Source organism: Polyangium jinanense (genome assembly GCF_028435265.1).
GTDB lineage: Bacteria > Myxococcota_A > Polyangia > Polyangiales > Polyangiaceae > Polyangium > Polyangium jinanense.
The window spans coordinates 206110-229805 of record NZ_JAGTJK010000007.1 but is presented as its reverse complement, the minus strand read 5'-3'; the positions used below and the strand labels follow the sequence as shown (position 1 = coordinate 229805).

24 protein-coding genes are annotated in these 23696 nt (G+C 68.3%); 12 read left to right on the top strand and 12 right to left on the bottom strand.

Features of this window, described 5'->3' with window-relative positions:
* Nucleotides 1–126 precede the first annotated feature (126 nt).
* Complete coding sequence (locus KEG38_RS17390; protein WP_272420742.1) at nt 127–723, bottom strand: MlaC/ttg2D family ABC transporter substrate-binding protein; 597 nt, start codon at nt 721–723, stop codon at nt 127–129.
* Nucleotides 724–921: 198 nt separating this feature from the next.
* On the opposite strand from KEG38_RS17390, the gene KEG38_RS17385 reads away from it, so the two are divergent.
* On the top strand, nt 922–1173 hold the full coding sequence (locus KEG38_RS17385; RefSeq protein ID WP_272420741.1) for a hypothetical protein: 252 nt from the start codon (nt 922–924) through the stop codon (nt 1171–1173).
* Nucleotides 1174–1177: 4 nt separating this feature from the next.
* On the opposite strand, the gene KEG38_RS17380 is transcribed toward KEG38_RS17385, so the two are convergent.
* Nucleotides 1178–2485: a sensor histidine kinase gene (locus KEG38_RS17380; protein ID WP_272420739.1), complete on the bottom strand. Its 1308-nt coding sequence runs from the start codon at nt 2483–2485 to the stop codon at nt 1178–1180.
* Nucleotides 2485–3705 (bottom strand): type II secretion system F family protein, encoded by a 1221-nt coding sequence (locus tag KEG38_RS17375; protein WP_272420737.1) that lies wholly within the window; start codon nt 3703–3705, stop codon nt 2485–2487. Before KEG38_RS17375 ends, KEG38_RS17380 begins: the two co-directional genes overlap by 1 nt.
* Nucleotides 3706–3853: 148 nt before the next feature.
* On the opposite strand from KEG38_RS17375, the gene KEG38_RS17370 reads away from it, so the two are divergent.
* The 3 genes from KEG38_RS17370 to KEG38_RS17360 are packed head-to-tail and all read left to right on the top strand — an operon-like array spanning nt 3854 to nt 7353.
* Nucleotides 3854–4996, top strand: coding sequence for a serine hydrolase domain-containing protein (locus KEG38_RS17370; protein WP_272420736.1), 1143 nt, complete (start codon nt 3854–3856; stop codon nt 4994–4996).
* A 9-nt stretch (nt 4997–5005) separates the two neighbouring features.
* Nucleotides 5006–6772, top strand: coding sequence for an ABC1 kinase family protein (locus KEG38_RS17365; protein WP_272420734.1), 1767 nt, complete (start codon nt 5006–5008; stop codon nt 6770–6772).
* A 56-nt stretch (nt 6773–6828) separates the two neighbouring features.
* Entirely contained in the window at nt 6829–7353 is a 525-nt protein-coding gene (locus tag KEG38_RS17360; protein ID WP_272420732.1) for a hypothetical protein, read from the top strand.
* Nucleotides 7354–7356: 3 nt separating this feature from the next.
* On the opposite strand, the gene KEG38_RS17355 is transcribed toward KEG38_RS17360, so the two are convergent.
* On the bottom strand, nt 7357–8166 hold the full coding sequence (locus tag KEG38_RS17355; protein ID WP_272420730.1) for a M48 family metallopeptidase: 810 nt from the start codon (nt 8164–8166) through the stop codon (nt 7357–7359).
* Between the two features lie 108 nt (nt 8167–8274).
* Here KEG38_RS17355 and KEG38_RS17350 point away from each other — a divergent pair, with 108 nt between their 5' ends.
* Genes KEG38_RS17350 through KEG38_RS17340 form a run of 3 tightly spaced genes read left to right on the top strand, consistent with a single transcriptional unit; the run spans nt 8275 to nt 10376 of the window.
* Nucleotides 8275–8970, top strand: a complete 696-nt coding sequence (locus KEG38_RS17350; RefSeq protein ID WP_272420729.1) for a TIGR00266 family protein — start codon at nt 8275–8277, stop codon at nt 8968–8970.
* Between the two features lie 34 nt (nt 8971–9004).
* Nucleotides 9005–9673, top strand: a complete 669-nt coding sequence (locus tag KEG38_RS17345) for a TIGR00266 family protein (RefSeq protein WP_272420728.1) — start codon at nt 9005–9007, stop codon at nt 9671–9673.
* A 13-nt stretch (nt 9674–9686) separates the two neighbouring features.
* Nucleotides 9687–10376, top strand: coding sequence for a TIGR00266 family protein (locus tag KEG38_RS17340; RefSeq protein WP_272420727.1), 690 nt, complete (start codon nt 9687–9689; stop codon nt 10374–10376).
* Here KEG38_RS17340 and KEG38_RS17335 read toward each other — a convergent pair.
* The gene (locus KEG38_RS17335) at nt 10357–10482 is read right to left on the bottom strand and encodes a hypothetical protein (RefSeq protein ID WP_272420725.1); all 126 of its coding nucleotides are present in this window, start codon (nt 10480–10482) and stop codon (nt 10357–10359) included. The two genes, KEG38_RS17340 and KEG38_RS17335, sit on opposite strands and share 20 nt — an antisense overlap.
* Before the next feature lie 48 nt (nt 10483–10530).
* On the opposite strand from KEG38_RS17335, the gene KEG38_RS17330 reads away from it, so the two are divergent.
* Entirely contained in the window at nt 10531–12039 is a 1509-nt protein-coding gene (locus KEG38_RS17330) for an FHA domain-containing protein (protein ID WP_272420723.1), read from the top strand.
* Nucleotides 12040–12049: 10 nt separating this feature from the next.
* Nucleotides 12050–13747, top strand: coding sequence for an SGNH/GDSL hydrolase family protein (locus KEG38_RS17325; protein ID WP_272420722.1), 1698 nt, complete (start codon nt 12050–12052; stop codon nt 13745–13747).
* A 5-nt stretch (nt 13748–13752) separates the two neighbouring features.
* On the opposite strand, the gene KEG38_RS17320 is transcribed toward KEG38_RS17325, so the two are convergent.
* From KEG38_RS17320 to KEG38_RS17295, 6 genes are all read right to left on the bottom strand, one after another.
* Nucleotides 13753–14262 carry an ATP-binding protein gene (locus KEG38_RS17320; RefSeq protein WP_272420720.1) on the bottom strand — a complete coding sequence of 170 codons (510 nt, stop codon included), beginning with the start codon at nt 14260–14262 and terminating at the stop codon, nt 13753–13755.
* Nucleotides 14262–14831, bottom strand: a complete 570-nt coding sequence (locus KEG38_RS17315) for a SpoIIE family protein phosphatase (protein ID WP_272420719.1) — start codon at nt 14829–14831, stop codon at nt 14262–14264. The genes KEG38_RS17320 and KEG38_RS17315 overlap by 1 nt, the downstream gene beginning before the upstream one ends.
* A 3-nt stretch (nt 14832–14834) precedes the next feature.
* Entirely contained in the window at nt 14835–15515 is a 681-nt protein-coding gene (locus tag KEG38_RS17310; protein ID WP_272420717.1) for an anti-sigma regulatory factor, read from the bottom strand.
* Between the two features lie 43 nt (nt 15516–15558).
* Nucleotides 15559–15987, bottom strand: coding sequence for an STAS domain-containing protein (locus tag KEG38_RS17305; RefSeq protein ID WP_272420716.1), 429 nt, complete (start codon nt 15985–15987; stop codon nt 15559–15561).
* Nucleotides 15978–16985 (bottom strand): STAS domain-containing protein, encoded by a 1008-nt coding sequence (locus KEG38_RS17300; RefSeq protein WP_272420714.1) that lies wholly within the window; start codon nt 16983–16985, stop codon nt 15978–15980. Before KEG38_RS17300 ends, KEG38_RS17305 begins: the two co-directional genes overlap by 10 nt.
* A 316-nt stretch (nt 16986–17301) precedes the next feature.
* Nucleotides 17302–18429, bottom strand: a complete 1128-nt coding sequence (locus tag KEG38_RS17295) for an esterase/lipase family protein (protein ID WP_272420712.1) — start codon at nt 18427–18429, stop codon at nt 17302–17304.
* Between the two features lie 163 nt (nt 18430–18592).
* Between KEG38_RS17295 and KEG38_RS17290 the strand changes: the two genes are divergently transcribed.
* The 3 genes from KEG38_RS17290 to KEG38_RS17280 all read left to right on the top strand — a co-directional run bounded on the left by KEG38_RS17290 (nt 18593) and on the right by KEG38_RS17280 (nt 23178).
* Complete coding sequence (locus tag KEG38_RS17290) at nt 18593–19366, top strand: hypothetical protein (protein ID WP_272420710.1); 774 nt, start codon at nt 18593–18595, stop codon at nt 19364–19366.
* A 20-nt stretch (nt 19367–19386) separates the two neighbouring features.
* Nucleotides 19387–19854, top strand: coding sequence for a hypothetical protein (locus KEG38_RS17285; RefSeq protein WP_272420707.1), 468 nt, complete (start codon nt 19387–19389; stop codon nt 19852–19854).
* Nucleotides 19855–19950: 96 nt separating this feature from the next.
* On the top strand, nt 19951–23178 hold the full coding sequence (locus tag KEG38_RS17280; protein WP_272420706.1) for a DUF4215 domain-containing protein: 3228 nt from the start codon (nt 19951–19953) through the stop codon (nt 23176–23178).
* Nucleotides 23179–23200: 22 nt separating this feature from the next.
* Here KEG38_RS17280 and KEG38_RS17275 read toward each other — a convergent pair whose 3' ends face one another.
* A complete protein-coding gene (locus KEG38_RS17275; protein WP_272420704.1) occupies nt 23201–23476 on the bottom strand; it encodes an oxidative damage protection protein in 276 nt (91 codons plus the stop codon).
* Nucleotides 23477–23696 lie beyond the last annotated feature (220 nt).

The window sequence follows — 23696 nt, the reverse complement described above, 5'->3', positions numbered from 1 at the left end:
GGGGGTTTGGGGGCGTAGCCCGGCTCGTCCGGGCGGAGCCCCCGAGCGTCGATTGAGGATGTTCGAAAGGCAAACGGCCCCCGGGCTCGTTCGCCCGAGGGCCGCGTGTTCATGTCGGAAGCTGCTTCAGACGTCGCCCTTCGCGAGCTTGTCCTTCATCTTCTTGATGAGCGCCGGGAAGCCGTCCTTCTTGACGATCTTGGTGAACTGGGAGCGGTAGCTCCCCACCAGGCTCACGTCGTCCGTGATGATGTCCTTCACGCGCCACGTGCCGTTTTTCTCGGCCATCACGTAGGCGATCTCGACCGGCTCGCTGCGCGCGTCCTTCTTCGACACGGCGCGCGTCTTCACCACGATCGCGTCGCCCTTCTTCTCTTCGGACGTGTACTCGATGTTGAAATCGAGCGTCTTCTTGAGGTTTCGCTCGTACGACTTGCGGACGAGCTGCTTCAAGAGCTCGCTGAACTCGGCCTTTTCAGCGTCCGTCCGGGCCGCCCACTCCGATCCGAGCGAGGCCTCCGCGAGCGCCTGATAATCGAGCAGCTCGTCGAACATCGCGCTGACCTTCGCGTCGTTCGAGGGCTTCTTGAGGAGATCGAACAAGGCCGTCTGCTTGGCCTTCACCACGTCCGTCGCCGCTCCGGCATGCGCGAGGCCCGCGGCGCCCGCGAGCGACACGGCGAACGACAAGACCAACGCGCCGACAAAGTTCGTTCGTTTCACGTTCCAGCTCCTCCTGCCTCCACCGCTCTTCGCCGCCCGGGCGCCGCGGAACTGCAGGCAGACGTCCATAAGCCCGCTTTTATTCACCTTCCGTGCCACGCGCCGGATCTAGCCGATTCCGAACCCCGACGCAGGTCCTGTGAACGGGCGGCCACGACACGCGTGGCGCCACTGTCGCTCGCGGGCCACCATCGGGCCATGAAGCGCCGCCCGATCCTCCTCGCAGCGGGGCTCGCCGGCGCGCTCGGTTTCTTCGGCCTCGGCTGGCTCGCGTCGCGCGGGTTCTCGCCCCCGGAGGCGCCGCCCGTGCCCCGCGGCCAGGGTGCCTCCGAAACGCCCGACGCCGGCCCGCACGAGCCCATCCTGCTCCTCGACGCGTCCTCGATCGTGCTGCTCCCGGACGCCTCGCTCCGGATCGATCCGCCGGTCGCGCCTTTCGAGTCGCCCTGATCGTTCACCCGGACGCGAGCTCGAGCTCCTTCGAGGCCGGGATCCGCACGCGGAACGTCGTGCCCTTCCCGGGCTCGCTCTCGACCTCGATCGCGAAACCGTGATCGTCGAGGATCCGCTTCACCACCGCGAGGCCGATGCCCATGCCCTGCGATCGCGTCGTGAAGAACGCGTCGAAGAGCCGCTCGCGCGCCTCCGGCGGGATCCCCACGCCCCGGTCCTCCACCGCGAGCACGACCGCGCCGCCCGCGTCCGCCTCGACACGCACGACGACCTCCGCGCCGGCGGAGCTCGCCTGGATCGCGTTGCGCAGGAGGTTCCACACGACCTGCCGCACCTGCGCCATGTCACCCACGATCGGGAGCGAGTTCGGCCCCACGAAACGCAACGGGACGTCGCGACCACGGCCCGATTTCCCGGCCAGCACCACCACGTCGCGCGCCGTCGCGGCGAGATCCATCGGCGCCTTCGAGGGCGCGCGCGGGCGCGAGACGTCGAGCATGTCGGTCACCAGCTCGTTCAGGCGCGTCGTCTCCCGCTCGATGATCGCGCAGAGCGCTTCATCCTCGGCGCCGAGCGATCCACCCGTTCGCAAGAGCTCGATGGAGGCCACGATCGATCCGAGCGGATTGCGGATCTCGTGCGCGAGCCCTGCTGCGAGCCGGCCGAGCGCCGCGAGCCGCTCGGCTTGCTCGGCACGCGCCGTCGCCACGACGAGCCGGCCGCCCGTTTCGCGCAAACGCTCGGCCAGGTAACTCCCGAGCAGCGCGACCACGCACATGGCGAGCAGGTTCAAGACGAGCGGGAACGCGGCCTCCGACCAGTCCGTCGCGTACGCTTCGAGCGGCTGATCCGGCGGCGGCTTCAGGTAGCCCTGCACGAGCAGCATGCAGATCAGCGCGTACGACGAGGCCCCTGCGATCAGGCCGATGAGCGCACCGCGGAGGCCGAGCAGGATCGCTCCGCAAAGGCACGTGAAGCCGTAGAGCGAGGTCGCGCCGCTCGTCGCCCCGCCGGAGACGTAGACGATCATCGACCACGCAACCTGATCGACGAGCATCTGCCCATACGCGAGCAGCGGCAAACCTTTGCCGATCCGCAGCACCGCGGCGTAGACGCCCGTGAGCGCGAACGCGACGGCGAACGTGAGCATCGCGATCCGGCTCGAATCCGCGCGTGTGCCGATGCCGCCGAGATAGATCGTGGTCATCACGATCAGCACGATCGTGAGGACGATCAGGCGCAGGCCCGTGAGCCACGCAAAGCGAACCGCGAACGAGCTCTCGGCGCCGTCGCGGATGCCGAGCTTCATCACTCGCCCTTGATGTTGCCTGCCAGGCTGAAGATCGGGAGGTACATCGAGATGAGCACCACCCCGACGACCACGCCGACGATGACCATGAGCAGAGGCTCGAGCAGCGAGGTCAGCGCCGAGACCGCGACGTCGACCTCTTCCTCGTAGAAGTCGGCGATCTTGTTCAGCATCGTATCGAGCGCGCCGGTCTGCTCGCCGACGGCCACCATCTGCACGACCATGCCGGGGAAGACTTTGATCTCCTCGAGCGGCTCGGCCATGTTCCTGCCCTCGGAGATCTTGGCCCGCGCGTAGACGAGGCCCTCCTCGATGATCACGTTGCCCGCGGTCTTCGCCACGATGTCGAGCGCGTCGAGGATCGGCACGCCCGAGCCGAGCAAGGTGCCGAGCGTCCGCGTGAACCGCGCGACCGCGATCTTCTGCATCACCGGCCCGAAAATAGGCAACTTCAGCAGGAGTCTGTGCACCATGCGTTTGCCCTTCGGGTTTTTGTAAAACTGGATCGAGCCGAACACGAGGCCGATCGAGCCGACGATCGTGAAGGGCAAGGCGCTGACGAACGCGCGCGAGGTCGCGATGACCGCCTTCGTGAGGCCCGGCAGCGCGTCCTTCGCGCCGAACTCGGCGAACATGCCTTCGAACGCCGGGATCACGAACGTCATCAGCACGACGATGACCACGATCATGATGATGATGACGGCCACCGGGTACGCCATCGCGCCGCGCACTTGTCGTGCGAGCTTCGCGCGCTTCTCGATGTAGCCCGCGAGGCGGTTCATGATCGTGTCGAGGATGCCGCCCACCTCGCCGGCTTGAACGAGGTTCACGAAGAGCTCGTCGAAGATCTTCGGGTGCCGGCGCAGCGAGTCGCTGAACGTCGCGCCCTGCTCGACGCTGTTCTTGATGTCGCGCAGCGCGATCTGAAACCTGGGGTTCGGCTCCTGGTTCGCGAGGATGTCGAGGCACTGCACGAGCGGCAGGCCCGCGTCGATCATCGTCGCGAACTGGCGCGTGAACTTGACGAGGTCCTGCGAGCTGACGCCAGAGCCGAGCGTGACGTTCTTGAGATCGAGGCTTTTCCGCTTCTGCGTGATCTTCGTCGGGTTGAGCTGCAAGCCGCGCAGGCGGGTCTGCACGGCGGCCTCGTTCTCCGCATCCATCACGCCCTTGCGGACCTCTCCGGTCCTGGCACGGGCCTCCCATGCAAACTCGGCCATGGTTTCTTGCTCGACTCCCCGGTCTACCAGGATAAGGGGCGAGCGCGCTCGGGGTCAAAGACGCGGCACGATTGATCGATCCGCGAGATCGTTGACACCCCTTCCCGTTCTCGACGCTCGGGGGCTACGCTCGGCGATCCTCACCGCCGTGAAGAACCCCGCCCCCGCCATCGATCTCACGGGTGCCGCGCGCCTCGTCGTCGAAGATCACCGCGCCGCGCCGTGCGCCGTGGTCGCCGCCGCGAAGCGAACGAGCTCGGGCTGGATCCACGGCGCGGGCGCGGCAGGCACGCTCTCGTTCGAGGAAGGCGCGCCACGCGCGGATCTCGATACGCCCTTCGATCTGGCCTCGGTCACGAAGCCGATCACCGCGCTCGTGATGGCTCGGCTCGCTCGTCATGGTTCGCTCACTCGCTCGGAACCACTCGTCGATCTCGTGCCGACGCTTGCAAACACACGCTCTGCGCGTGTCTCGCTCGACCTCCTCTCGGCGCATCGCGCGGGCCTCGACGCGCACGGATCGCTCTACGGTCCGCTCGTGCGCGGCGAGCGCGTCGACGTCGAGGCCGCGCTCGTCATGGCCGCCGACGCGAGGCGCGAAGACTGTACGGGCGAACCGCCGCCCGAAGGATTTCCGCCGGTTTACAGTGACCTCGGATACGTGCTGCTCGGCGTGGCGCTCGCGCAGCGGAGCGGGCTCGATCTCGACGCGCTCGTGACGCGTGAGGTCACGGGACCGCTCGATCTCGACATCGGATCCGCGCGCATTCTCCGTGCGAAAAACTCTTCGTTTGATGCGCGTGTCGCGCCGACGGAGATCGTCCCGTTCCGCGACGGCCTCGTGCGGGGCGTGGTGCACGACGAGAACGCCTGGGCGCTCGTGGGGCATGCGTCCGCGGGGCACGCAGGACTCTTCGGGGATGCGCGCTCGGTCGTGCGGCTCGGGATCGCCGTGCTCGAAGCGCTCTCCGGCGACCGCCGCGACTTCCTCGACCCCGACGATCTCGCGCTGCTCGTCCGGCCTCGCCCGGGCGGCTCGCTCCTCGCGGGCTTCGATCGGCGCAGCGGCGACGCTCCGAGCTCCGGCGCGCGGCTCGGGCCGCGGACCTTCGGCCACCTCGGCTTCACGGGCACGAGCCTGTGGATCGATCCGGACGCGGGTTTCGTCGGCGTTTTGCTCACGAATCGGGTCCACCCGACACGCACCGCACTCGCGATCCGGCGCGCCCGGCCGGCCGCCTACGACGCCATGTTCGACGCGATGGTGGAGGCCCAACGAGCCGCGGGATAAGCTCGCCCCGTGTCGCAAGGCGCCCCGTCTCTCCAGGAACAGCCGCGCGCGAGCATCATCGCGCCCGCGGCGAAGGCGCCTTCGAAGCCCGTGAAGCGTGGCGCAGGGCCGCGCGGCGTAAGGCCGAAAGGGCGGCAGAGCTACCGCTTCATCCGCGCCTACTACACGACCTTCGTCGTCCTCGGCAGCTACCTCTGGTTCTTCTTCCTCGGGCGCTGGTTTGGCCAGACGTGGCTCGACGCGCGCATGGCCGACGTGCACGGCCGCAACGCGCGCCGCGTGCTCTCGACGATCGTCGAGCTCCAGGGCCTGTTCATCAAGGTCGGGCAGCTCCTCAGCATCATGGCGAACTTCCTGCCCGCGCAGTTCCGCTCGGGCCTGGAGGCGCTGCAGGATCAGGTCCCGCCGCGGCCGTACCGCGAGATCGCCGAGCGCATCGAGCGCGAGCTCGGCAAGCCCGTCGAAGACCTCTTCGAACGCTTCTGCGAGGAGCCGCTCGCGAGCGCCTCGCTCGGTCAGGTGCACGAGGCGTGGCTCAAGAATGGCGCGCACGTCGCGGTGAAGGTGCAGCACCGCGACATCGACGAGATCGTGCGGCTCGATCTCACCACGATCCGCCGCATCATGCAGATCGTCAGCATCTTCGTCCCCGTGCAGGGCCTGGACGCCTACTACCACCAGGTCCGCTCGATGATCCTGGAGGAGCTCGATTTCCAGAGCGAGGCGCGGAACATCACGCGCATCGCCGACAACTTCCTCCGTGATCCCACGGTGCGCTTCCCGCGCCCGATCGAGGGCTACTGCACGAGCCGCGTGATGACCACGGACTTCGTGCCCGGCGTGAAAATCGGCGACATCGCCGCGCTCGACGCGCGCGGCATCGACCGCAAGGCCCTCGCCCGCAAGGTCGTCCAGGTCTTCTGCCAGCAGATCTTCATCGACGGCGTCTACCACGCCGATCCGCACCCCGGGAACATGCTCGTCGGCGACGACGGCGCGCTGATCCTGCTCGATTTCGGCGCCGTCGCGGAGCTCTCGCCGCAGATGCGCGAGGGCATCCCCGAGTTCCTGGAGGGCGTGATCCGCCGCGACACCGATCAGCTCATCAAGGCCATGCGCAAGATGGGCTTCCTCTCGCGCACGGACTCGCCCGACGTGAGCGAGAAGGTCATCGAGTTCTTCCACCAGCGCTTCCAGGACGAGGTGAAGATCGACACCTTCAACCTCAAGGACATCAAGCTCGATCCGCAAAAGGGCATCGAGAGCCTGGTCGATCTGCGCAAGATGAACATCGGGCTGAAGGAGCTCTCGGGCGCCTTCCACATCCCGCGCGACTGGGTCCTGCTCGAGCGCACGATCCTCCTGCTCACGGGGCTCTGCACGCAGCTCGATCCCGAGCTCTCGCCGATGGAGGTCATCCGGCCGTACCTGCAGGACTTCGTGCTCGGCAACCGCGACTGGGCGCAGATCGCGGTCGAGGCGGCGAAGGACATGGCCCTCAAGGCCATCACGATCCCGGAGGACCTTCGCAAGTACCTGAACCGTGCGAACCGCGGCGAGTTCGAGCTTCGCGTAAAAGGCCTGCCAAGCGCGGCCCGGCTCGTCTACACCGGGATCCGCCAGCTCATCTACACGGCGCTCGCCATCGCCTCGGGCTTCGCCGCGTTACAGCTCCACCTCGCCGGCCAGGCGCACCTCGCCCGCTACTGCCTCTACGGCGCCGCGGGCGCGGGCGTGCTCCTCCTCGGCAGCATCCTGTTCGCGCGGGCGAAGTAAAAACTTCGCACTTTCCCCCGTTGACGGTGGCCCGGGACGAACGTCAACGTTCGCGCATGAGCAGCGAAGTGCGGGACAGGCTCGAGGCCGCCCAGAAGGCAGCGGAGGCCGAGGTCGAGCGTTTGAAGGCGGAACACGACAAGCTCGCCGAGAAAATCGCGAAGCTCGGCGACGACTCGCCGGATCGCAAAACCGAGCTCCGTCGCCGCAAGGCCATGGTCGTCGACGCGCGCGAGGTGTTGAAGGACGCGGAAGCCGCGCTCCGCCTGTTCGAAAAAACCGGCAAGGAGCACGCGATCGTCGCGGAGGGGACGCGTGTCTTCGGCTCGGTCGCCGTCCGCGTCCCGCCGGGCAGCTCGCACGAGGCGCGCGGCCGCGCCATCGACGACGAGCTCGCGGGGCCGCTCCACGACGTCGCCACCGAGCTCGGCGTGATCCTCGCGGCTGCGCCTTCGCGGTACACCCGCGAGCGCCCGGGCCGCGACGCCGAGGGCCGCACCGTGCTCGACGTCTTCGCCCGCGTCGAGGGCGACACGCTCGTGCCCGCGGTCAGCAGCGCCTCGCGCAACATCCGGAGCTGACGGTCACTTTCCGGCGCGCATCCTCTCGCGGATCGCCTTCGCGCGCTCCGCGCTGTCCGGGTGCGTCGAGAGCAGCTCCGGCACGGGCGCGGATTCGAGGCTCTCGAGGAACCGCGCGAGCCCCTCGGGGCTCTTGTTCGCCCGCGCGAGCAGTTCCACCCCGAATGCGTCGGCTTCTTCCTCCATCGAGCGGCTGTAGCTCAGCGTGTCGAGCTGCGAGGCGCCTGCGATCACCGTGGCCGTGATGTCGTTCAGGTCGCCCACGACGAACGCGATCGTCAGCCCGAACAGCGCATTTCGCACGAGGGATCGCACGCCGTGTCGCTTCACGGCGTGCCCGATCTCGTGCGCGAGCACGCCGCGCAGCTCTTCGTCGTCGTCCTTCGACCGATCGAGTAGCCCCGTCAGCACGAAGACCTCGCCGCCGGGGAGCGCGAATGCGTTCACCTGATCGTCCTTCAAGACCGTGATTCGCGGCGCCACGAGGATCCGTTTTTCCTCGTCCGTGAGGCTCGATCGCAGCTCCTCGAAGATCCGATCGACGCGCGCCTTCTGCTCCTCGGTCGGCGCGCCGGAGAGCCCGTGCTGCGCGCGCATCGCTTCGCCGGCGGTCTTTCCGATCGCCGCGTCGGCGTCGGGCGGGATCGCGGCGACGATGCCCGTCGACGCGCATCCTGCACATCCACGCGCGGCGAAGATCAGCCCGACGATGGCGAGGAGCAGGATCCCGAGCTCGGCCGCGAGGCGCTTGGGGCTGTGCCCGAATCCCGTACCGGACGCATCTTGCCCACTTCTCGCTTCCGCTCCCGACATGTCTCCGTTATACCCTGCCCGCTTCTCGGCCGCCCGTGGGGGGAGCGCGTCGAAACGCATGCCGTCCCGGCCGAAAGAACTCCTCCCGAACGAAGGGGAAGGATTCGGATGCAACACATCGTCAAGTACGAGCCGACGTTCTCGATGCTCCAGGTGAGCCTCGCTCCGGGCGAGACGATCATCGCGGAGGCTGGGTCCATGGTGGCCCGCTCGAGCAGCCTCACGATGGAGGTCAAGCTCAATGCGGGTAAAAACGCCGGTTTCTTCGGCAAAATGAAGGCGTTCTTCATCGCGATCATCCGCAAGATCGTTGGTGGTGAAACCTTCTTCGTGAACCACTTCTCCAGTCCGCAAGGCGGCTGGGTATGGCTCGCGCCCTCTCTCTCGGGCGGGATCAAGCCGATCCAGCTCGCCGGCAACTCCATGATCTTCAGCGCCGGCGCGTTCCTCGCGAGCGCGGGCGACATCGATCTGAAGATGCGCTGGGGCGGCCTGCGCGCGCTGCTCGCGAAGGAGGGCGCGTTTTTCGTCGAGGCCTCCGGCAACGGGCAGGTCTTCGTGACGAGCTACGGCGCGATCGACGAGATCGACTGCAACGGCAGCTACATCGTCGACAACGGCCACATCGTGGGATTCGACTCGTCGCTGAACTTCAAGATCAAGAGCGGCGGCGGCGGCCTCCTCGGCTTCATGGCCTCGGGCGAGGGCATCGTTTGCGAGTTCCAAGGCCAGGGAAAGATCCTCATCCAGTCGCGCAACACGAGCGCGCTCGTCGACTGGCTCACGCCGATGCTGCCGCCGTGAGGCGAGGGGCAAACGGAGATAAGGACGAACAGCGATGCAAGTGAACCTTCTTTACCGCCCGTCCCAGTCGCTCGCGCAGTGCTGGCTGCAGAACGGCGAGTCCGTGGTCGCCGAGAGCGGGGCGATGGTCGGCATGTCGACCAACGTCCAGATGCAGACGCAGTCCGGCGGCCTCATGAAGGGCCTGAAGCGGCTCTTCGGCGGCGAGTCGTTCTTCCGCAACACGTTCACCGCGCAAGGCGGCCAGGGCGAGGTCCTCTTCGCCACGCCGCTCTGCGGGGACATGGCGGTGCTCGAAGCCGGCCACAAGCAGTGGTGCATCCAGAACAGCGCCTACGTCGCTTCGAGTCCCTCGGTCGACGTGAAGACGAAGAGCGGCGGCTTCAAGGGCATGTTCTCGGGCGCGGGTCTTTTCACGCTCGAAACGTCGGGCATGGGCCAGGTCATCATCGGCACGTTCGGCGCGCTCGAGCAGGTGCAGGTCGACGGCAGCATGGTGATCGACACGGGCCACCTCGCCGCGTGGGAGTCGACGCTCCAGTACAAGGTCGGCAAGAGCGGAGCCGGCTGGATCGCCTCGTTCCTCTCGGGCGAGGGGCTCGTTTGCCACTTCGAGGGGCAGGGCACCGTGTACCTGCAGTCCCGCAACGCCGCCGAGTACGGCTCGGCGATCGGCGCTCTCTTGCCACCGCGCGAGCAGTGAAGAGGTCCTAACCGTGCGACACGAGATCCGTCACAACCCCGACTTCGGCCTGGTCCAGGTCTACTTCGACCAACCCGGCGAGCAGATCATCACCGAGAGCGGCGCGATGGTCGCGCGCGACACGGGCATCGAGATGAAGACGAGCTTGCAGGGCGGCATCGGCGGTGCCCTCAAGCGCAAGCTCCTCGGCGGCGAGAGCCTCTTCCAGAACACGTTCACGGCGACGGCGCCGGGGCAGAGCATGTGGTTCGCGCCCGCGCCCGAGGGCGCGATCGTGTGCATCACGATGCAGCCGGGCATGGAGCTCTTCCTGCAATCCGGCGCCTACCTCGCCTCCACGCCGGGCGTCACGCTCGACACGAAGTGGCAAGGCGCGAAGGGCTTCTTCTCGGGCGGCCTCTTCCTCATCCGCGCGTACGGCCAGGGTTATCTCTGGTTCAACTGCTACGGCGGCGCGCACGTGCTCGACATCGGCCAGCAGTACTACGGCTACATCTGCGACAACACGCACATGGTCGCGTTCACGCAGGGCCTCCAGTACAACATCAGCAAGGTCGGCGGCTTGAAGAGCCTCTTCCTCGGTGGTGAAGGCCTCGTGTGCAACTTCCAGGGTCAGGGCCGCCTCTGGCTCCAGACGCGCAACCCGAGCTCGCTCGCATCCTTCCTGCACCCGTATCGCCCGGTCAAAGCCAAATCGGGTTGAACGTGCGCGCGACGAGGCCCGAGAACACGATGGTCTCGTCGCGCACCTCGCCCGAGAACCCCTTTCCCCCGTCCACAAACGAGCATTGCGTTCGGCGGGGATCCATCGGTAAAGTACCTCTATCCGTCGAGCCACGCCTCGCGGCAACCCGTCTATGTGGAAGCTAACGATCGAGGACGACGAGGGGAAACAGACCGTACTCCCTCTCGCCCACGACGAGTACGGGCTCGGACGCGGCGAAGGTAACTCGATTCGCCTGACCGACCGCAACGTCTCGCGTAAACACGCGCAGCTCAAGCGGAACGGCCAGGGATGGTCGATCTCCGATCCGTCGAGCTACAACGGGACCTTCGTCAACGGCGTCCGTGTCGTCGGGGAACAGGCGATCAACGGCGGCGACGTCATCCAGCTCGGGGACTACCGGATCGAGCTGGTCGACGAGTCGAAGGTCGTTCCGACCCCGGACCCGACCGCGCAGCAAGGCGCGCTCGCGCAGGTGCCGGTCCATCAGAGGCCGAACCGCCTGGTCGTGGTCGTCGGGCCAAACCCGGGCGCCGAGTACCCGCTCGATCGCGAGCACTTCACGATCGGCCGCGCCGAAGAGGCGACGATCTCGATCAACCACAGCTCCGTCAGCCGCCTGCACGCCGAGCTCATCGCGCTCGGCAACGGCCGCTACGAGATCATCGACAAGGGCAGCGCGAACGGCATCCGCATCAACGGCGTGGAGCTGAAGCGCGGCATCCTCGAGGCGGGCGACGCGCTCGAGCTCGGCGACGTGCGCCTGCGCTTCGTTGGCGCGGGCAAGATCTTCCGCGCCGGCATGGGCCTCGGCGTCGACGGCCAGGCCATGCGGCCGATGGGCTCGTTCGACAACGTCGCGACGAGCGTGGGCACGCCCGCGCCGCCGCCGCGTGGCCCGAGCCTCGGCAAGCTCATCGGCATCGGCGCGGTCGTGGGCCTCGGGGTGATCGGCGTGATCGTCGGGATGACGCGGACCACGACCACGACCACGACGAACACCGTCGAGACGCCGGAGATGAGCGCCTTCGAGGCGCAAGTCCTGAAGGAAGCCAAGGAGCTCGTCGACGCGAAGGATTTCGATCGCGCGCACACGAAGCTCCAGGCCATCAACGACAACTCCCCCGTCCGCGAGAGCCAGCCGTTCAAGGACATCGAGTCGAAGTGGGCCGACTGGATGTTCAGCAAGGCCGATCAGCTCGAGGACGTCACCGAGAAGAAGCGCATCCTGCAGCAGATCGCCTCGACGCCGAGCGTGAGCGCGGATCAGCGCAAGAAGGCCGCCGATCAGCTCCACGCCCTCGCCGGCCCCGAGCCGACGGCACCCACGCCGAACAACGGCGGCGGCGTGTACGTCCCGCCAAACAACGGCGGCGGGAGCTTCAACGGCGGCGGCACCACGGGCAGCACGGGCACTGCGCCGGTGAAGTCGTCGGAGCCGGCGGCGCCGACGCAGACCGCGCCGCCTCCGCCCGGACAGTTCGACGAGGCCGCGATCCGCAAGGGCCTCGAGCCGAAGGTCTGGTCCGGCAAGGCGAGCGAAGCGGACATCAAGATGCTCATCGCGATCTGCAGGCACCAGCGCGACACGGCCTGCAAGGACCGCGCAATCGCGATGCTCAAGCAAAAGCAGGGCGGCTGAGCACGCGCCGATGACCGGTCGTCGTCGGCGCCGCGCGGCACAAGCCTCGCCGCGCGCACAAGCCAAGAAGTCCCCCCCGAACGCACGAGCGCCCGAGGCGACGCCGAAGGCGGCCCCTGCGCCGCAGGAAGCGCCGCCAAAGGCGCCGCAGGCCAAGGACGCCCCGCAGGCCAAGGACGCGCCCCGCGTCGCGCCTTCGCCCCCGGAGGCGGCAGCGCGGCCCGCCACGACGACCGACGAACCCGAGGCGCCGCGCATCAACGGACTGCACTCGCAGGCCGCGATCGCGCTCATGACGCTCGCCACGCTCGTGGCCATCCCCTACTTCTCCCCGTCGCTCGCGCGCCTGCGCCTGCTCACGCCGTTGCCCGAGGGCGCAGGCCTCGTCGCGGTGTCGCCCGCGCCCGAGCCCACGGCCTCCGTCGGCGAGACGGCGCTCGCGATGGAAACGACGGAGCAGGCCGAGCTGCGCCAGCCCGAGGAGGTCGCGCTCCCGCCCGCCGCAGCCGAGATCGTGCCCGCGGCGAGCACCACCGAGACTGGAAAACCCCCGCGATCAATCGAGGATCCCTCGGGCCACGCGCTCGCCGCGTTTTACGGCCGTCTCGCCGCCGTCGAGCGCAAGGAGCCAAAGGCGATCGCGCGCGTCACCTACTTCGGCGACTCGATCGTCGCGAGCGACTTCGTCACGGCGACGCTGCGCCGCAAGCTCCAGCGCCGCTTCGGCGACGCGGGCCATGGCTTCATGCTCATGGCGAACGCCTGGCCCGGCTACTTCCACAACGACGTCGTGCGCTTCGCGGCGCCTGGCTGGCAAGTCAGTCGCGTCGTCGGCCCCTACGCGAAGGACGGCTTTTACGGCCTCGGCGGCGTGTCGTTCCGCGCGCAGGGCAAGGGCGCGTTCTCGCGCTTCTCGACCACGAAGACCGGCACCTTCGGCCGCGCCGTCTCGCGCTTCGCCGTGAGTTACCTCGAGCATGAAGGCGGCGCGCCGATGACCGTGAGCATCGACGGCGCGCCGCGCGAGACCATCGACACGCGCGCGGAGGCGTCGGCGTCGCGGCATCGCGTCTACGAGGTCCCCGACGGCCCGCACGAGCTCGAAGTGCGCGCCGAGGGGCCCGGCGTGCGCGCGTTCGGCGTGACCATGGAGCGCGACGTTCCCGGCGCCGTGCTCGACGCGATCGGCATCCAGGGCTGCCGCATCCGCTTCCTCGACAAGAGCGACGACGCGCATTTCGCCGAGCAATTGAAGACACGTGATCCTGCGCTGACCGTCTTCCAGTACGGCATGAACGAGAGCGAGGACGGCGAGCTCTTCCCGCTCGATCAGTACGAGTCCACGATGAAGGCCGTGCTCGTGCAGGTACGCGCGGCGCTGCCGCAGGGCTCGTGCTTGCTCATCGGGCCGATGGATCGCGCCGACAAGAAGGGCTCGGGCTACTCGAGCCGCCCCGTCGTGCCGAAGCTCGCGGCGATCCAGCGCAAGGTCGCGGCCGAGGTCGGCTGCGGATACTGGGACACGCTGAGCGCGATGGGTGGGCTCGGCTCGATGGGCGTGTGGGTGCAGCGTGGCCTCGGCGGGGCCGATCTCGCGCACCCGTCGAGCGCCGGCGCCGAGGTGCTCGGCGGCTGGATCTACCTCGCGTTGATGGAAGGCTACGAGGCCTTCCTCGCGCGGGGCGGCGGACGCGCGGCGCCTCGCTGAGCGAGCTACCGCGCGCTGCTCGGCCCCGAGGCCGGGTACGGGCCGGATCCGCCGCGCGGCGGATCGAGCCACTTGAGGCAGACGACCCGCAAGCCGCGGCTCGGCACGTTCTCCATCTCGACGTGGCTCATCATGCGCGCCACGGCGCCGAGCCCGACGCCGAGCCCCTGCCCGCTGCGCCTTTGCGTGCCCGGTTCGAGCCTGCGCCCCTCGGAAAAACCGTCCTCGAACACGCTCGCGGGGTTGTCGATGCCGGGGCCCGCGTCCTCGACGACGATACGGATGCCGAGACGCGGCTCGGTCACCGTCGAGAGCGCGAGCGTGCCTTGCCCCGCGAACTTGGCGACGTTCGAGACGAGCTCGGCGATGCAGATCGCAACCTCGCCCTGGGCCTTGGCGTCGAAGCCGATCACGGCGGCGTACCTTCGCCCCTCGGCGGCGCACCAGAAGCGGTCGTGCTCGTTGCCGATGTCGAACGAGAGCGGCTCGGGCACGATCGCGGGCACCTTCGACATCAGCGATCCAGGTAGCGCACGACCACGCACGTCGCGTCGTCGTGGGATTTGCGATAGCCCTCGAGGACCGAGCGAGCGATTGCCGTGGCGCTCTGGTGTTTGACCTGATCGATGTCGAAGCTGCCGGAGATGCCGTCCGTGTAGAGCGCGAACATGTCGCCGTGCACGAGGCCGTAACGGAAGATCCGCACGTGGCGAATGCCACGGCCGAGCACGCCGCGCGCGGGCAGCGGCTGGATCTTCTCCTTGCTCCACGAGCGGAGCGCGACGTTGCCGACGCCTGCGACGTCGAGCGTCGCCGTCTGCATGTCGACGCGAGCGAGCATCACCGCGGCGCCGCGCGTGCTGGCCACGGCCCTGTCGGCGCCGCGCAGGAGCATCTCGAGCGGCTCTTCGGCGTGCTCTTCGATGTACTTGCAAAGCGTCGAGGCGGCGAGCGCCGCGTGGGGGCCGTGGCCGAGGCCGTCGGCGACGAGGATAAGCGTGCGGGGCTTTCGCTCCAGGATGAGGTGTGCGTCGCCGCAGACGGTTTCCCCATCTGCGGGGCGCTCTGCCGTGCCTATATCCACGGGCTACTCGGCGTACTTTCGGATGCGGACCGTGGTGCCGAGGCCGGGATGCGTGTCGAGCTCGAACTCGTCGACGAGCCGCTTGGTGCCGCGGAGGCCCGCGCCCATACCCCATTTCGAGCGATAGGCGCCGCTGAGGATCAGCGCCGGATCGGAGATCCCAGGCCCTTGATCGCGGGCCACGACCTCGATGCCGCGCTTCTTACCTTCGATCCGCCGGATCCGGATTTCGCCGGTCCCTGCGTACTGGAAGATGTTGCGCGCGAGTTCGGAGACGGCCGTCGCGACCTTCGTCTGGACGACCTCGGAGAACCCGAGCTGCTTGGCCATGTCCTTGCCGAGCGTGCGGGCACGAACGACGTCGTGCTCGGCGCGGATCGGGACGCTGATGCCATCGGGGCGCGACTCGGCCTGCTGCGGCTGGGACTCCATGGGGATCGATGGAGCGTTCTCCACGGCCACGAGCGCGAGCAGACTCTTGCAGTTCTGGAGCTTCTCCGGCTCCTGCAAGAAGATGTTCAAGCCCGGACCGAGCTGCTGGACGAGCTGCGGGATCTCGGAGCGCACCAGCACCTCGAGCCTCACGTTCGCTCGTCTGGCGGCGGACGTGAGGAGCGACCGGCTCGTCGGCTCCGAGAGGTACCGCCGCAAGATGGCGAGGATTTCCCCCGCGACCTCGTTCATCGATCGCGCCTCCTCCTCCACCGCGTCGTCCGAGAGACGATGGTCACGCCTCGCCCTCCCACTCGTCCCCTTCGCCGGCGAGGTCGTGCGGCAGCCCGTCGGGCTGGAGTGAATCGAGCAGCGCGAGCGCGCGATCGAGGTTCAGCGCCGTGCGCACGCCGGGCAGCTCCATGCCCATCTCGACGAGCGTCATCGCGACGGCGGGCCGGAGGCCGCAGACCACGGTCTCCACGCCCATCAGCCTCGCCATGACCGCGAGGTCACGCAGGCTGCGCGTGATGTAGCTGTCGAGCACGTCGACGCCGGAGACGTCCACGACGAGCCCGCGCGCGTCACCCTTCTCGCAAGCGGCCGCGACGTCTTGCTGCAGCCGATCCACCACGGTGTCCGAAAGCGCGGTCTGGATCGATACGATCAACTTTCCAGACAGGCGTACGATCGGGATCCGCTGCGTTTCCATCATCATGACCATCGGGCCCTCCTGGCCTCGCCCTCGCTCACCGCGTTCTGCCCGGTATCCTCGGCATCGAGCCACCGCAGACAGTAGCGAAGCCCGTGCTTCAAATTTCGCAACGTCTCGAGCTGGCCGAAGTTGACGTCGAGATCGACCAACGTTTGCGCGACCGCGGGCCGGATACCGGTCAGCACGCAACGCGCGCCGATCAGCCCGACGGCCTTGACCAGCTTCATGAAGTGATCGGCGGTCGAGGTGTCGATCACCTCGACGCCCGTGAGATCGATGATGACGAATCGCGACTGACTGCGCACGATCTCGTCGAGCAGCCGCTCCATCATCTCGGCGCTGCGCCGTGAATCGACCACGCCGATCACGGGGAGCGCGAGCACGTCCTCCCAGAGCGTCAGGATCGGGGTCGAGAGCTCCTGCACGGCCATCCTGAGCCGCGCGATGAGCTCCGACTTCTCCGACTCGCTGGCGACGAGCTCCTTGTTGCGCAGCGCGACCTCTTCCTCGAAGTTCTTGCGCGCCTCGCTGTCGATGAACACCGAAACCGCGCCCGTCTGCTTGCCGGAATCGTCGCGCAGCGGCGCCGCGTGGACCTCGAGCCACACGCCGTCGGGCACGTTGCCGTTGCGGAAGAAGAGCTCGGCCGTCCGGACGGACTCGCCGCGGAGCGCGCGCGTGTGCGGCAGCTCCTCCAGCGAATAAGGCGTGTTCTTGTCGGCGTGCAGGTAGATGGCGCCTTCGCCCCACTCTTCCACGGGCGGAGCCGTGGGCGCCGTCTCGGGGACCCCGAGGAGCCGATCGGCCTCGGGGTTGCCCATGGTCACGTTGCCTTCGTGGTCCGTCGCCCACACCGCGACCGGGAGCTGCCGGAAGAGCGTGCGCAGGGCCTCGTTCTCCGTGCGCAGGGCGGCTTCGGAGCGCTCACGCTCCTCGAGCTTCTGCTGAAGGGCCGCCAATTCGGCCTTCAGCCGCTCGATCTCCGAACCTTGGTTACCCTCTTCCAAACTCGCCTCCGACGGAGCCGACGACGCACGCGCAGACGCTCAGGATATACACGAACCGCAATCGGAAGACGACTGCTGCCGGCACGTGCACGCGAAAAGGATCTTCGCCGTCACGGCGAGCTGTGGGAAACCGCACCCGAACACAAGTTCGCCCCAAACAAGGGAACGAATACGGGAAACGATCCGCGGAAGAAGACGAAGAAGCGTCAACTGATCGCCGCTTTCGTCCACGTCGTCCTCTTCGATAGCGCGCGCCGACGCGCTGGGGCCGCCGGAAAACTGCTACGCTGTTCCGATCGTGCTCTGCGCGTTGCGGCTAAAATCCGCGCTTGCGCAGCTCGGCCACCACGTCGGCGTAGAAGACTTTGTGCTTCCAGCCGTTGCCGATGCCGGCCGAGTCGCCGAAGAGCTGGCCGACCTCGTCGAGGTGATCGACGGGCAAGCAGCCCCAAAACTCGCCGCGCTTCGAATCGACGACGCGCACGAGCCCGTCGTTCGGATACGGATCGCCGAAGCCTCCGTCGAGGATCGTCTCGAAGACCGAGAGCAGCGGATCCACCGTGTCGAGCTTTCCTTGCCACTCGGCGATGAACGGCAGCGAGACGTCGGCGTCGCAGATGTCGCCGCCGAGGTGCAGGTCCGTGCGGCCCGCGATCGAGGCGTAAAACACGCCGGGCTCGTCCAGGTGCGCCTTGTTGAAGGCGGTGATCCCGGGCTGGCTGAAGAGCTCGAGGGGCTTCCATACGTTCGTCTGCTCGCCGAACTCGTCGTAGAGCGGCGCGCCGATGATCTCGAGCAGATCACTCACGACGTCCTGCGCGGCCGGATCACTCACGAGATCGAGCGCGATGTCCGCGACGCGCGATCCGCCGTGGGGCGTCGCCACCGTGACCACGCTGGCCACGAGGTCGGGTCGGAGATTCGCCGCGACGCGGGCGTCGAGCCCGCCCTGCGAGTGGCCGATGATGTTGACCTTCTCGTGGCCGGTGATCGCGAGGATCTGCTCGATGTGCTCGACGAGCTGCGCGCCGCGAAAGTCCGAGGTGTTGAACGGATCGACCGCCGGCGTGAACACGAGGACCTCGCCCTGCGACGCGAGGTGATCTTTGACCTCGTAGAAATAGGTCGCGAAACCGGCCCCAGCGAAATCTTCGAACCCAAAGAATCCGTGCGAGAGCACGATCGGATAGGGCGGCCCGAGCTTCACCTCGCCCCCGCCCGAGCCGCCTTCGCCGCTGGAACTCGATGACGACACGGACGACGCCCCGCCCGAGCCGCCCACGCCCACGCCCGTGAGCACGCCGCCGCTCCCCCCGTGGCCACCGGACAGAAGCCCGCTCGACGTGGTTTCTCCGCTCGAACCACACGCGGCGGCGAGGCCCATCAAAACGAGCGCGCACGTTGGCCACGCGTGCGCGGCGAGCATCCGGTCGAGCAAGCGCATATCCATCCCTCCGAAGGCGTGAGAAGGCGGCACGAACAGCGTCGAACGACGATCTCGTCGCGTCAAGGATGCGCGCCCCTGGGAAGACGCGCTTCCACCCCGGCGACGCACCGACTTTGCGCCCCGACGCACCGGACGTTCGGATAGCTTGGAGCGTATGCACGTGTCCTTCCCCGCCCCCACGCGCCGCCGCGCTTGGTGTTCCGTCCTCGGCGCCGCCTCGCTCACGATCGCCCTCTCCGGCTGCGGCGGATCGGCCGAGCCCGCGAAAGACGCGTCCCAAGAGAAGCCCGCGCCCAAGGCCGACGTCGGCGACGGCCTCGATGCGCCGAAGGAGGCGCCCGTCGCGTTCCCCACGGCGTGCGCGAACGAGGGCTCGGACCTCTGCGTGCCTCCGAGCGCGTTCGTGCAACGCCTCTGCGCCGCGGGGATGCCGGAGATGGCGCTCGCCCTGTTCGGCAAGGGGACGCCATGGGTGCGCGGATATCTGGCCCGCGCGACCGAGGCGTGGGACGCCTCCGGAGGGCCGTCTGCGAGCAGCAAGCTCGAGTTCGAGGAGGAGGTGATCATCCTCGTGAAGCGAACGCCGAACACCGGCGGCATGGTCGTGAGCGGCGCGAGCGGCGGCAGCTACGACGTGCTGCGCTGGAACGGGAGCTGCGCCTCGCTCCAGGCCGAGGAGATCCGGATGCGCGTGCCGCCCGAGCCGCTCCACGCCGAGATCCCGTGGCGCAAGCTCGACGACGACGTGCAGCAAGCGCTGCTCGAGGACGAGAAGATCGCGACCCGCGCCGCCGAGCACAAGAAGGAGTGCAAAGGTATGTCGGCGGGTCAGGCGAACCCGAAGTGCGAGAAGGCGCAAAAGGCGCTGGGGAAGGCGATCGTGGCGTTCGTGCGCCGCGGGGGCGCGCTTCCGCCGCCGCCGAAGTTGCCGTGAATGACGACGGGGAGGCTTTCATGTCGAGGCTCGTGAACGTGCTTGGGATCGCGGCGATGACGCTCCTCGCTGCACTGTCGATCGGCTGCCGGCAGGACGACGATCCGGACGGCGCCGACGAGCTCTGGACGCGGATAAAGGACGCGAAGTACCGCACGTGGGAGCGCGCGCCGGGCTACGAGACGCGGAAAAGTTCGAGCGCGCGGCACGGGACGTCGGTGGAGATTTTCATGAACGACGTGGTCGCGGGCGCACTCCTTGGCCCGAAGATCACGGCATGGCCCGACGGCGCGCTCCTCGTGAAGGACGGCTTCGACGACGACGGCAGCCCGCACATCGTGGCCGCGATGGAGAAGCGCGGGGGCGCGTGGTTCTTCGTGGAATGGAGCCCCGAGGGGGAGTCGCTTTACTCGGGCGCGCCGTCGATCTGCACCGATTGCCACGCCGTCGGCGCGGACATGGTGCGCGCGTTCGACTTCCCGCCGTGAGCCGCGGCGCACCGCACGAATTTGTTCTGAACACGTAGCGGTTTGTCCGATAGTGGGACGCCGGACGGACCGGCCACAGGTTCTGGGGTTTGTCCCATGAAACGAACACGCTGGATGTCGATGGTGACGCTCGCGACGGCGGCCTTGCTCGTCGCGTGCGGAGACGAGGGGCCCGAAGGATCGGGCACGACGAGCTCGAGCAACAGCGGCCCAGGATCGGGCGGAGCCGGCGGCATCGGCGGCACGGGCGGTTCGGGCGGGACCGGTGGCGTCGGCGGGACCGGAGGTTCGGGCGGGATCGGTGGTTCGGGCGGCCAAGGCGGCGCGGGTGGCGCAGGGGGAAGCGGCGGCGCGGGCGGCATCGGCGGCGCAGGGGGAGCCGGCGGCGCGGGCGGAATCGGGGGCGCAGGGGGAGCCGGCGGCGCGGGCGGTTCGGGCGGCGCGAGCGCGGTCTGCGGAGATGGCGCCGTCGAGAGCGCGGAGGGCTGCGACGACGGCAACACCACGGCATCCGACGGGTGCGACGATCAGTGCGTCGTCGAGCCCGGATTCGTCTGCGCCGGCGCGCCAAGCACGTGCAGCACGCTCTGCGGCGACGGCATTCCCGCGGGCGCCGAGGCCTGCGACGACGGCAACATGGCCCCGAACGACGGCTGCGACAGCACGTGCGCCGTCGATCTTGGTTGGACCTGCAACGGTATGCCAAGCGCCTGCGCGACGAGCTGCGGCGACGGCATTCCTGCAGGCGCCGAGGCCTGCGACGACGCGAACCCCGTGCCGAACGACGGCTGCGACGCGTGCGCCCTGGTCCCCGGCTGGACCTGCACGGGCGCGCCGAGCGCGTGCGCGACCACCTGCGGCGACGGCATCTCCGCGGGGAGCGAGGCCTGCGACGACGGCAATACCGCGGCGAGCGACGGCTGCAGCGAAGCCTGCGTGATCGAGGCTGGATGGACCTGCACGGGCAGCGCGCCGAGCGCATGCGCCGGCATCTGCGGTGACGGGCAAAAGGTCGGCGCGGAGAGCTGCGACGACGGCAACGCCGCGGCGAACGACGGCTGCAGCGACACCTGCGCCGCCGAGCCCGGCTGGACCTGCACGGGCACGCCGAGCGCGTGCGCGACGAGCTGCGGCGACGGCATCGCCGCGGGGAGCGAGGCCTGCGACGACGGCAACACCGCGACCGACGACGGCTGCCTGCCCTCCTGCCAGGCGCCCTCGGGCGACTCCTGCGCCCAGCCCCTCACGCAAGCCAACGCGCTCGTCATCGGCAACCTGCACCGATGGTCCCTCGCTGAGGCCAGCGTCACGACGACCGACGGCGCGTTCGCCTGCGACCCGAACGGCATCGGCCCGGACGCGGTCATCAAGTACGTGAAGACGTCCCCGGACCTCGCGAACGGCGGCAAACTCCTGCACGTCGAGGCGCGCACCCCGCAGACCACCGCGAGCGCGCTGCTCGACATCGAGATCATGAGCGGCACGTGCGACCCCACGCTCGCCGTGTCGGAGAAATGCCTCTGGTATAAGCAGATGTGGGGCGCCAACGTCGACGGCCCACCCGGCACCTATTTCGTTTGGATCGCAAAGAATGCCACCGGCACCCCCTTCCCGCCCGTCACGGTGACGATCGAGGAGATCGATCCCGCGGCCGCAGAAGGCGAGGGCTGCTTCGCGCCGTACACGACGGCGAGCGCGAACTACACGCCCCCCGCGCAGCCCGAAGACCCGCACGTCTGGGCGCTCCCCGACACCGTGAACGCCTTCGACATGGCCGCGACCTGGGGCGAGCCGGGCTCGATCTCGTGCGACAACCACACCACCTACGGCGACATCCACGGCGTCGACGCGGTCATCGAGTACGACAAATCCTCGCCCACGAGCATCCTGCAGGTCGAGGTCGAGAACCTCGATCCGGTCCTCACGCAGAGCGCGCTCAACGTCGAGGTCCTGAACGAGTGTGATCCCGAGTCACCGACGAAGGTCTCGTACAACTGCCGCGCGAACGCCGACACGCACAACATCACGATGCCCGCGCCCCAGGGCCCGCTCTACGTCTGGGTGAGCACCGAGGCGACGAGCCAGGACTTCAACGGCGCGACCGTGAAGATCCGCGAGATCAACCCCGGCCCCGGCGAGAGCTGGGGGACGGCGGAGCCCCTCCTCACGGCAGGCACGGTCCCCATCAACCCGACCTCGACGATGCGGCTCGATCCGCCGAGCTGCTTCTCCGCCGGCGTGAACGTGCACTGGTACGTCTACACCGTGCAGAACGGCGCCCTGGCCCTGCAAGGGGATCCCGTGGGCACGATCGCGCTCTTCGACGCAAGCAACCAGCAGATCTTCTGCGGTCCGTCGAGCCCGCTCGCGAGCCTCGGCGGCGTCTACCCGCCGGGCACGAAGTTCTACGTCGCGGTCCCCGTGGGCGGCACCATCACGTCGCTCGCGATCACGGACATCGTCTACAGCGGCGTGAAGACGCCGGTTCCGCTGGGCGTCACGTTCCCCTCGACGGCGTCGTCGACCTACGGCATGGCGGTGAGCGGCACGGAGATCTTCGTCGGCGGCACGAGCAAGGTCTTCCAGTTCCCGATCGCAGGCGGCGCGCAAGCCGTCCAGCGAGGCACGGCCGACGGCCTCACGACGACGCATCTCGGCTACGATCTCACGTTCGCGAACGGCCAGCTCTTCAGCGTCGACAGCACGACGACGACCAGCGCGAGCCGCCTCTTCCGCATCCTGAACGGCACGACGTGGGGTCCCACGACCTGGGATCTCACGCCCTCGTACCCCGCGAGCTCGGGCTCCTACGCGGTCACGTTCGACGGGACGAACCTGCTGCTCGCGACGCAAAACACGTCGGGGAAGACAGACTTCTACTCGTTCTCGCCGACGGCGCCGAGCGCGCCCGTGCACCTCGGGACGAACACGAGCGTCGACTACGTGGTGGGCCTCGCGGCCGACACGCAGTTCGTCTACGTGGCAGGAAGAACCGTGGGCACGTCGAGCGAAGGCGTCTACCGCATCCCACGCGCGTCCTTCACGAGCGCGGCGACGAAGCTCGCGACGATCGACACGAGCACGCTCTGCACGAACGTGGAGATCGACGACCTCGTCACGCCGCAGCACCTCTACGTGCGATCGAACGGCGGGTTCATCCACGCGGTCGTGGATCCGGCAGGCCCTTCGTTCACGCACATCCCGAGCATCTCGACGCTCGGCGACACGACGGACTTCGCGATGACGTTCGACCGAGCGACGAAGACGCTCTACTTCGTGGAGACAGCGACGGTCGCGAACGGCGCGGTCTGGAAGCTCCAGTGATCCGCGCCTCGCTCCCGTGCGGCTACTTGCTCTCTTCGGGCTTGAAGTCGGGCGGGAGCGCGGCGCCCTCGCCGAAGAAGTACTTCTCGCACTCGGTCATCCAGATGCGCTGACCGTGCTCACTCATGAGGTCGAGGCGAAACTCGTTGATGAGCATCTTCGAGTGCTCGAGCCACATCCTCCACGCCTGCTTGGAGACGTTATCGAACACGCGCTGGCCAAGGGCCCCCTTGAAGGGCGGCTTCTCCAGCCCTTCCGCCTCCTGACCGAGCTTCACGCACTGCACCATCCTCGACATGTCGACCTCGCTGGGAAGAGCCCTGACCCGGCCAAGTGCGCCCGTCCGGCGCCACCCTGGGGGCCCCTCTCCGTCTAGTCGAGCCCCGAAAGGTCGTCGAGGGGCGCGCCGAACCGACGAAGACGTTGACGGCCCCGGTCGCGAGCCCCAAACACGACGGAAGCCTCGCAAAAGGAGGCCGGGGTCGGGGCGCGAGCCGAGCTCGCCCGAGCGAAACCCC